This window comes from Pseudomonas sp. NDM (assembly GCF_003105095.1).
In the GTDB taxonomy this organism is placed as follows: domain Bacteria; phylum Pseudomonadota; class Gammaproteobacteria; order Pseudomonadales; family Pseudomonadaceae; genus Aquipseudomonas; species Aquipseudomonas moraviensis_A.
Window position 1 is genome coordinate 1 of sequence record NZ_QETJ01000175.1, and the last position, 9,225, is coordinate 9,225.

The 9,225-nt window shown below is 61.5% G+C and carries 8 protein-coding genes; 3 read left to right on the forward strand and 5 right to left on the reverse strand.

The window, feature by feature from the left end; translation table 11 throughout:
• Positions 1-158 precede the first annotated feature (158 nt).
• From fabB to DCO47_RS23210, 5 genes are all read right to left on the reverse strand, one after another.
• On the reverse strand, positions 159-1,379 hold the full coding sequence (gene fabB / locus DCO47_RS23190) for a beta-ketoacyl-ACP synthase I (protein WP_016773647.1): 1,221 nt from the start codon (positions 1,377-1,379) through the stop codon (positions 159-161).
• A gap of 11 nt (positions 1,380-1,390) precedes the next feature.
• Positions 1,391-1,906, reverse strand: coding sequence for a 3-hydroxyacyl-[acyl-carrier-protein] dehydratase FabA (gene fabA / locus DCO47_RS23195; protein ID WP_024013962.1), 516 nt, complete (start codon positions 1,904-1,906; stop codon positions 1,391-1,393).
• A 247-nt stretch (positions 1,907-2,153) separates the two neighbouring features.
• Complete coding sequence (locus DCO47_RS23200; protein ID WP_116659001.1) at positions 2,154-4,058, reverse strand: ATP-binding protein; 1,905 nt, start codon at positions 4,056-4,058, stop codon at positions 2,154-2,156.
• On the reverse strand, positions 4,055-4,987 hold the full coding sequence (locus DCO47_RS23205) for an ABC transporter substrate-binding protein (protein WP_065616801.1): 933 nt from the start codon (positions 4,985-4,987) through the stop codon (positions 4,055-4,057). Before DCO47_RS23205 ends, DCO47_RS23200 begins: the two co-directional genes overlap by 4 nt.
• 1 nt (position 4,988) lies before the next feature.
• Positions 4,989-7,112, reverse strand: coding sequence for a TonB-dependent siderophore receptor (locus DCO47_RS23210; RefSeq protein WP_116659002.1), 2,124 nt, complete (start codon positions 7,110-7,112; stop codon positions 4,989-4,991).
• 197 nt (positions 7,113-7,309) lie between these two features.
• Between DCO47_RS23210 and DCO47_RS23215 the strand changes: the two genes are divergently transcribed.
• Genes DCO47_RS23215 through sixA form a run of 3 tightly spaced genes read left to right on the forward strand, consistent with a single transcriptional unit; the run spans position 7,310 to position 9,162 of the window.
• The gene (locus tag DCO47_RS23215; protein WP_042607156.1) at positions 7,310-8,335 is read left to right on the forward strand and encodes an NAD(P)H-dependent glycerol-3-phosphate dehydrogenase; all 1,026 of its coding nucleotides are present in this window, start codon (positions 7,310-7,312) and stop codon (positions 8,333-8,335) included.
• A 30-nt stretch (positions 8,336-8,365) separates the two neighbouring features.
• The gene (locus DCO47_RS23220) at positions 8,366-8,713 is read left to right on the forward strand and encodes a DUF4389 domain-containing protein (protein ID WP_083352189.1); all 348 of its coding nucleotides are present in this window, start codon (positions 8,366-8,368) and stop codon (positions 8,711-8,713) included.
• Positions 8,710-9,162 carry a phosphohistidine phosphatase SixA gene (gene sixA / locus DCO47_RS23225; protein ID WP_064364813.1) on the forward strand — a complete coding sequence of 151 codons (453 nt, stop codon included), beginning with the start codon at positions 8,710-8,712 and terminating at the stop codon, positions 9,160-9,162. Before DCO47_RS23220 ends, sixA begins: the two co-directional genes overlap by 4 nt.
• Positions 9,163-9,225 lie beyond the last annotated feature (63 nt).

Genomic DNA, 9,225 nt, shown 5'->3' on the forward strand with positions numbered 1-9,225 from the left:
GATAGCGGAGTGTCAGTCAGAAGATGTTGGCTGATCCAGCGCTATCGCGAGCAGGCTCACTCCTACAAAGGATTTTTGTCGGCTCGGAGATTCCATAGACCAAAAAAAACGCCCCGAACCAGTCGGGGCGTTTTCATGTGTGGCTCGGCAGCGGGGACTTACTTGCCTTCCCAGCGCTTCAGCACCAGCGTGGCGTTGGTGCCGCCGAAGCCGAAGCTGTTGCTCATCACAGTGTTGATGGTGGCATTCTCGCGGGTCTTGGTCAGCACCGGCAGATCGGCCACTTCCGGGTCCAGCTCGTCGATGTTGGCGGAGCCGGCAATGAAGTTGCCTTCCATCATCAGCATGCAGTAGATCGCTTCGTGCACGCCGGCAGCGCCCAGGGAGTGACCGGACAGGCTCTTGGTCGAGCTGATCGCTGGAGCCTTGTCGCCGAACACTTCACGCACACCTTTCATTTCCGCGACGTCGCCGACCGGAGTCGAAGTGCCGTGGGTGTTCAGGTAGTCGATCGGGGTGTCGACGGTGGACAGCGCCTGCTGCATGCAGCGGATCGCGCCTTCGCCGCTTGGGGCAACCATGTCGTAGCCGTCGGACGTTGCGCCGTAGCCAACGATCTCGGCGTAGATTTTCGCGCCGCGGGCCAGAGCGTGTTCCAGCTCTTCGACGACAACCATGCCGCCGCCGCCAGCGATGACGAAACCGTCACGGTCCTTGTCGTAGGCGCGGGAAGCTTGTTCCGGGGTGTCATTGCGCTTGCTGGACAGGGCGCCCATGGCGTCGAACAGGAAAGACTGGCTCCAGTGCTCTTCTTCACCACCACCGGCGAAGACGATGTCCTGCTTGCCCATCTGGATCTGTTCCATGGCGGTACCGATGCAGTGAGCACTGGTGGCGCAGGCAGATGCGATGGAGTAGTTCAGGCCCTTGATCTTGAATGGCGTGGCCAGGCAGGCGGAAACGGTGCTGCTCATGGTCCGCGTGACGCGGTACGGGCCGACGCGTTTCACGCCTTTCTCACGGAGGATGTCCAGCGCTTCCATCTGGTTCAGCGTGGAGGCACCGCCGGAGCCGGCGATCAGGCCGGTGCGCGGGTTGGACACCTGCTCTTCGGTCAGGCCGGAGTCAGTGATGGCGTCTTTCATGGCCAGGTAGGCATAAGCCGCTGCATGGCCGACGAAGCGATAGATCTTGCGATCGATCAGCTCTTCAAGGTTGAGGTCGATGGAGCCGGAAACCTGGCTACGCAGACCCATTTCAGCATATTCCGGGTTGAACCGGATGCCAGGGCGGCTTGCACGCAGGTTAGCGGAGACGGTCTCTTTGTCATTGCCCAGGCACGAAACGATGCCCAGACCAGTGATAACGACGCGGCGCATGCGAATAACCCTTAGAAGTTGTCAGTGGAGGTGAACACGCCGACGCGCAGGCCTTCGGCGGTGTAGATTTCGCGTCCGTCGACACTCACCGAACCATCGGCGATGGCCATGTTCAGCTTGCCCTTGAGGACGCGTTTGATATGAATGTTGTAAGTGACTTTCTTGGCGGTCGGCAGCACCTGACCGAAGAATTTCACCTCGCCCGAACCCAGCGCACGGCCGCGGCCCGGCAGGCCTTGCCAGCCGAGGAAGAAGCCGACCAGTTGCCACATGGCATCCAGACCCAGGCAGCCCGGCATCACCGGATCGCCTTCGAAATGGCAGGCGAAGAACCACAGGTCAGGGTTGATATCCAGTTCGGCGACCAATTCACCTTTGCCGTACTTGCCGCCTTCTTCGCTGATATGGGTGATGCGATCCACCATCAGCATGTTCGGGGCGGGCAGTTGCGCGTTACCTGGGCCGAACAGCTCACCGCGACTGCAGCGCAGCAGGTCTTCCCGAGTAAAGGCGTTTTGTTTGGTCATGCGAGCTCCTCAATAATCCCATGCGGCAGGTGGGGCAGATCTTCCCGACCGTTCGAAGCGTTCATGCCTCGAACCGGCAGCCTACTCATAGACTATTGCGTTGTGGTGAAAGTCACAGCACCAAGGACATGAATGTACACTTGTGCACTGAAATTTTTAATCAAGCCCCTTTTGGGGCTCGTTCGGGTGCCTAAGACTGCCGCACTTTCGCTTTTCACGCCAGTCGCAGATGGTCGAAAGGCCCACACTACGACACCCAGCGCTGCAAAATCTGCTGCAGGTCATTGCGTTTGAACGGCTTGGCCAGGTAATCGTTCATACCCGCCGCCAGACAGGTTTCGCGGTCGCCCTGCAAGGCATTGGCAGTCAGCGCGATGATCGGCACATCGCGGCGTCCGGGCAGGTCGCGAATCTGCCGCGTGGCCTCGTAGCCGTCGATGAACGGCAGGCGGCAGTCCATCAGAATCACTTCGAATTCGCCGTCCCCGGCGCTGCGCACCGCTTGCGCGCCATCGGTCGCCACGCTGACGGCAAAACCCAGACTGCGCAGCATCGCTTCGATCACGGTCTGGTTGACCGGGTTGTCTTCGACCAGCAACACATGACGCCCGTCGCCCTGACCGCTGCCGTTCAGCGCACGCGGCGCGGCCAGCGCCGGCATTGCCTGCTTATAGAGCGCCAATGGAATTTCCAGCGTGAACACCGAACCGCGTCCTTCCTCACTCTGCGCGCGCAAGGTGCCGCCCATGCGTTCGGCGAGCGTGCGCGCGATCGGCAGACCCAGGCCGGTGCCGCCGTAACGGCGGGAGATCGAGCTGTCGGCCTGCTGGAAGGCATTGAACATCAGCTCCAGACTCTGCGATGAAATGCCGATGCCGCTGTCGCGCACCGAGCAGGTGAACCACAGCAGTTCATGATCCAGCGATTGCCATTGCGCCTCGATGCTGACCCGGCCCTGCTCGGTGAACTTCAAGGCATTGCCGACCAGATTGACCAGAATCTGCCGGATCCGCGTCGGATCGCCCTGCACCTGCAAACCGCGCATGTCGTCGGGAATGCGCAGATTCAGCGCCAGGCCTCGCTGCACCGCACTGTGCTGGAACGATTGCGCGCAGGCGCCGATCAGCTCGGCGAGGTTGAACGGAATGTGCTCAAGCTCCAGCTCCGAACGTTCGATTCGCGAGAAGTCGAGAATGTCGTTGATGACCTTGAGCAAATGCTCGGTCGACTCCGAAGCGAGAGCGGCGTACTCCACCTGCTCGTCAGTCATCTCGGTGGTTTCGAGCAACTGCAGCATGCCCAGCACGCCGTTCATGGGGGTGCGCAGTTCGTGGCTCATCATCGCCAGGAAATCCGATTTGGCGTTGTTGGCCTTTTCCGCTTCTTCGCGGGTCTGGATCAGTTGCGCCATCGCCTGTTGCTGTTCGCGACTGGCCTGTTCCAGCGCCTGGGCGAGGTTGTTGATGTGCTGCGACAGCGCGCCCAGTTCGGTGTCGTCGACAATCGGCAGCGGGGTTTTGTAGTCGCCTTCCTGAATCGCCTTGACTGCATCGCCGATGTCGCGGATCGGTTGCGACAGACTGCCGGCCAGACGCCGGGCGACGACGAAGGTGAAGAGCAGGGCAAACAGCGCGAGAATCCCGGCCTTGAACAGGATCTCCTGCTGGCGCTGACTGAAAGCGTCGTTGGACAGGCCGACGATCACCCGCCCCAGATAATCCTCGCCCGCGGCGCTGTTGCTGACTTTGCCGTCCTGGAAAAAATCATTGTGCAAAGCGATCCGCTGCAGGCGCACCGGGGCCTGGAACACTTCGACCTGATGGGGGCGGCTGTGGCTGTCGGCCGGTTGTTCGACATACACCAGAATCCGGTTGGCGCTGTCCTGCACTTCGAGAAAACGCACATTGGGCGTGGCCAGTGTCGCTTTGAGCAGGCTTTCCAGCACTTCGTTGTTGCCCGAAATCACCCCGTATTCCGTGGCCGGGGCCAGTTGGTTGGCGATCAACTGGCCGGTGTGGTTCAGCTCCTGACGCAAATCCTGGATGCGTACGAAGGTAAAGAAGCTGATCAACAGCAACGTCAGCAACAGCGCCGGGCCAAGGCTGATCAGCTGGGTGCGGGTGTTGATGTCCCAACGGCGACGGAAATTCATGGGCGGCGCTCTCCTTCGGCCAAGGCACTGGCGACAGATGCTTCATTCAACGGTTCGATGCCTAGGGAACGAGCCACCTGCGCATTACTTGAGACTTTGAAACGATCGGGATAGAGCGCCCGCGGCCATGCGCTGGTCGGCTGATCGAGCAAATGGTCGAGGATCGCCAGCCAGTCGCTTTGATCGCTGTAGGTACTGGCGAGACTGCCAGCGCGAACGAATGCAATGTTGGGGCCGATCAGCGCAACCTGCCGCGAGTAGCTGCTGAGCAACAGATTCTTTGCAGTTTGCGAGTTGTACAGATCGGGGTCGTCGAGACCGAGCAATACGTCGCTGTTTTTCAGCACGGCTTGCAACGGACGGCTGTCGTGGGTGTTGTCCCAGCGCTGGCTGACGATGTCCAGATTCAAGGACCGGGCAGCCACGCGCAGTTCGTCGAGAAGGAATTCGCCGTGCTCATCGAACAGCACGCCGACGCGCCGGGCCTGGGGCAGAATCCGCCGGATCAGTTGCAGTTGTCGGCTCAGCGGCGGGTCGCTCCACAGCAGACTCAGGCGCGCCGGATGGGCATCGGCGAAACGCTGGCGCGCCTGCAAGCGGCTGATGCGCAACACCAGGGTCGACGGGCCTTGCGCGTCCTGCAGGCGCCAGTCGAGGCTCGGCAGATCGAGCAGGATCAGGCGCAGGCTGGCCGGCAGTTTGCCCGGCGCCGGCAGGCTCGCCAGCGGCTGAAACCGCACGTTGTCGGTCGGGCGCAGTTCACTCAATGCTTGGACGAACGCCTGCACGCCGGGGCTTTCCTCGGCGCCGGTCAGGAGAATGTCGGCGGCTTGCACCGCGACCCCGTGCAGCCACGCGGTCAAGAACAGGCAGAGCCCCGCCAGCCAGTGGCCAAGGGTTGGCGTCTTCCGTGACGAGCCGTTGCGCATCCTAGAACTCCAGCTCGGCGCTGAAATACATCACCCGGCGTTCGTCATAATTGTTATCGACGAAGGTGTTCGGCTGATGGTCGAGACGCTGTTGCAGCACGCCCGCCAGTTGCAGCTGCGCTTTGCCAATGGCGATGCGTTTGGCGATGCGCGTGTCGACGCGTTCGAAGCGATAGCCGTTGAGCGCGTTGTCTCCGTAATAGAAGAGGGCGCTGTTCCAGCCATGCCCCCAGTTACGCAGCCAACCGGCGGAACCGCTGTTGCGCGAGGTGAACTGCTGATCCAGCGGATTGCTCGCCTCGGCGTCGACGAAGGCGTAGGTGAAGCGCAAACGGTCGGCGCTGCTGAGGCGCCAGTCGAGTTGCGTTTCCGTGCCGCGAAAGCGCGAACTGTTGGCGTTGCTGGCGATGTACTGATTGTTGCGCAGCGGCTCGCTGATCATCCCGGTGATTTCGTCGTAGAACAGCTTCACGTCTACGGCCAGTCCGAGTTCGGCGAAATAGCCGTTGTAGCCCAATTCCCGCGAGCGCATGTGCTCCTGATCGAGATCGCCGGGGCCGCGGGTCTTGACGAAATAGCGCGCCGACGACTGGCCATACGCCGAAGGTCGCAGGTTGCTGACCTGATAGCTCCAGTTGACGTTGTTCTCGAACATGTCCGGCGAACGGATCGCCTCCGAGTACACCGCGCGCAGGCCGTGACGCGGGTTGATCAGGTAGTTGACCGCGAAGCGCGGGGTCAGCGAACTGCCGATCAGTTGCGTGTCTTCGAACATCGCACCGCCCTGCACCAGCCAGTGCTCGGTAGCGCGCCATTCCAGTTGGCCGAAAGCGCGCCAGGTGGTGTCGTCGAGGGTACCGTTGAAGTACGTCTCGGAGTCGGCGCGGTCGTAGCGGTAGTTGAGCCCGCTGACCAGGCGCAGGCTGTCGGACAGGCTGAGGGTGTCTTGCAGTTCGAGGTCGTAACGCGACTCGCGGGCGCTCTGATCGATGTCGCCGCACAGGGTTCTGCTCGCGCCGTTACGCCATTGTTCGAGCACCTGATTGGCCAGGGCCATTTCCTCTGGCGTGCCGGGTGCCGCGCCGGGGCCGGTGAATTGGCTGATGTTGCGCGCCAGGCGTTCGGTGTAATTCGGGTTGAGCTGCCACAATTGCGTCAGTTCAGGACTGAACGACACCTCGGCATCGCAGGCGCGCCAGACTTGCTGGCGGTCCCAATGCTGCGCCGAGCCTTGCACGTAAAGGCTGTGTTCCGGGTTGATATCGAGGTTCCAGCGCACCGAGCCGGCGTAATCCTTAGCGACCACGTCGGAATTGTTCCCGGCGTCGGTAATCCCGGAGAACACCGGGCGGTAGGTATAAGGCCGCTGATTGCTGCCGTCCTTGGCGTTGAGCTGCCAGTCGAGGCTTTGTCCTTCATTGAGGTCGTGGCTGACCGCCAGACTCAGACGATTCAAGCGCCGACTGTCGCGGTAATCGGCGCCGTTGCGGTCGCTGTCGAAACCGTCATCTTCCTGGCCGGACAGCGAAAGGCGCAAATCGCCGCCATCCCAACCGGTGCCCTGGCTGGCATAAAAGTCGTTGATGCCGCGCTGGCCGCGAGTGATTTTCAGGCGCGTGCCGTGGCTGTCGGCCGGGTGGCGAGTGATGATGTTGATCACCGCCATCAATGCGTTGGCGCCGTAGCTGACGGTGTTCGGGCCGCGAAACACCTCGATCCGCTCGATGTCGTCCATGGCCACTGGAATATCGCTCCAGTCCACCGTCGCCAGACCGGCGCGATACACCGAACGGCCATCGATCAGCACCTGCATGCGTCGTGCTTCGCTGGCGTTGGTGCCGTGGTAATTCACCGCCGGCTGATTGCCGTTGATGTTGCCGACCATCATTCCCGGCACCAGCCGCAGCAGTTCGCTGATATCGCGGGCACCGCTGGCAGTGATCAATTCGTTGTCGAGGACGGTCATGCTCCCGGGCACTTCTGCCGGCGTCTGCTTCAGCCGCGTGGCCGTGAGCACCGGCGGCAGCGTCTGGCTGTCGACGAACAGGTCGTCCGCCAGCACCAGCGGGCTGAACAGCAGTGCCAGTAGCAGGGGCGAGCGCGGGGGAGGAGGGCCAGAAAACACGACACAGCCTGTAGAGAGAAGAATTGGCGCGCATGTTAACCGAGGGCGGCGACTTTTCCAGTGACGTTACAGGCATTTTCCTAGGCTTTATTGGTCTTCTTCCTACAAATGTCGGTAATTGTTGCTGGGGCTGGCCGCCACCGGGGCGCCCCGTATAATGCCTGGCATCGCCACTGGTATGGATTAACGGATTGCATATGACTGAACAGCGCCCGATTGCGGTCCTGGGAGGCGGAAGTTTTGGTACCGCCGTGGCCAATCTGCTGGCCGAGAACGGCCATCAAGTCCTTCAGTGGATGCGTGACCCCGAGCAGGCCGAGGCCATCCGGGTCAATCGCGAAAACCCCCGCTACCTCAAAGGCATCAAGATTCTGCCGGGGGTGAGCGCCGTCACCGACCTGCAGGCCACCCTCGACGCCTGCGATCTGTGCTTTGTCGCGCTGCCCTCCAGCGCCTTGCGCACGGTGCTTGCGGCCCACGCCCAGCGCTTGAGCGGCAAGATGCTGGTCAGCCTGACCAAAGGCATTGAAGCGCAGACCTTCAAACTGATGAGCCAGATCCTCGAAGAGATCGCCCCGCAGGCGCGGATCGGCGTGTTGTCGGGGCCGAACCTGGCGCGGGAAATCGCCGAACATGCATTGACCGCCACAGTGGTCGCCAGCGAAGACGAAGAGCTGTGCAAACAGGTGCAAGCCGCGCTGCACGGGCGTACCTTCCGCGTTTACGCCAGCGCCGACCGGTTCGGTGTCGAACTGGGCGGTGCGTTGAAAAACGTTTACGCGATCATCGCCGGCATGGCGGTGGCGCTGGAGATGGGCGAGAACACCAAGAGCATGCTGATCACTCGCGCCTTGGCCGAGATGACCCGCTTCGCTGTGAATCAAGGCGCCAACCCGATGACCTTTCTCGGCCTGGCCGGGGTCGGCGATCTGATCGTGACGTGTTCGTCGCCCAAGAGCCGCAACTATCAGGTCGGTTTCGCCCTTGGTCAGGGCTTGAGCCTCGACGAAGCGGTGTCGCGTCTCGGCGAAGTCGCCGAAGGGGTCAATACCCTCAAAGTGCTCAAGGCCAAGTCCCAGGAAGTCGGTGTGTACATGCCGCTGGTCGCCGGGCTGCACGCAATCCTGTTCGAAGGACGCACGCTGGAGCAGGTGATCGGTCTACTGATGCGTGCCGAGCCGAAAACTGACGTCGACTTTATTTCCACCAGCGGTTTCAACTGATTCAGCTGTTACACGGACAGGAAGCAAGCCATGAACGATCCGAAAACCGAAACCCAGTACGAATCCATTCTCCTGCGGGTGTTGTGGATGATCGTTTATCTGCTGGTCTGGCAAGTCGCGCAATTCATCCTCGGCGCGGTGGTACTGGTGCAACTGATCTACCGTTTGATCTACGGCGCACCGAGCGCCAGCCTGATGAATTTTGGCGACAGCCTCAGCCAGTTCCTCGCGCAGATCGGCCGCTTCGGCACGTTCCACAGTGACCAGAAGCCCTGGCCGTTCGCCGACTGGCCTGCGCCGCGCACCCCGGAAGGGGAAACGCCGCACACCGTCGCCCCGGCCGCGCATCCGGTGCGCGATGAGGAGCCCAAACTATGAAACTCTGGGTATTGCGTCACGGTGAGGCGGTGCCTCACGGCTCGAAAATCGATTCCGAACGTGAGCTGACCGAGCACGGCCGCAACGAAGCCCTGACGAGCGCGGCGCATCTGATGGGCCAGCCGCTGACCGCGATTTACGCCAGCCCTTATCTGCGCGCGCAGCAGACTGCGCAGATCGTTCGTGAGGTACTCGGCTTCGAGCCGGAGATCCGCACGGTCGACTGGCTGACGCCGGATACTGATCCCGACAAGGTGGCCGAGCAATTGGTTGCGGTGAGCAATGTACTGCTGGTCAGCCACAACCCGTTGGTGGGCAATCTGCTCAGCTATCTGCAACATGGCGCCGGGCATCCACCGGAGCGAGTCAGTACAGCGGGACTGGCGGAGCTCGAACACAGTGAACTGCTGATTGGCTCAATGAAGCTCAATAGCCTTAAGCACCCTTAAAAGCAAAGATCGCAGCCTTCGGCAGCTCCTACATTGGAATGCATACCCCTGTAGGAGCTGCCG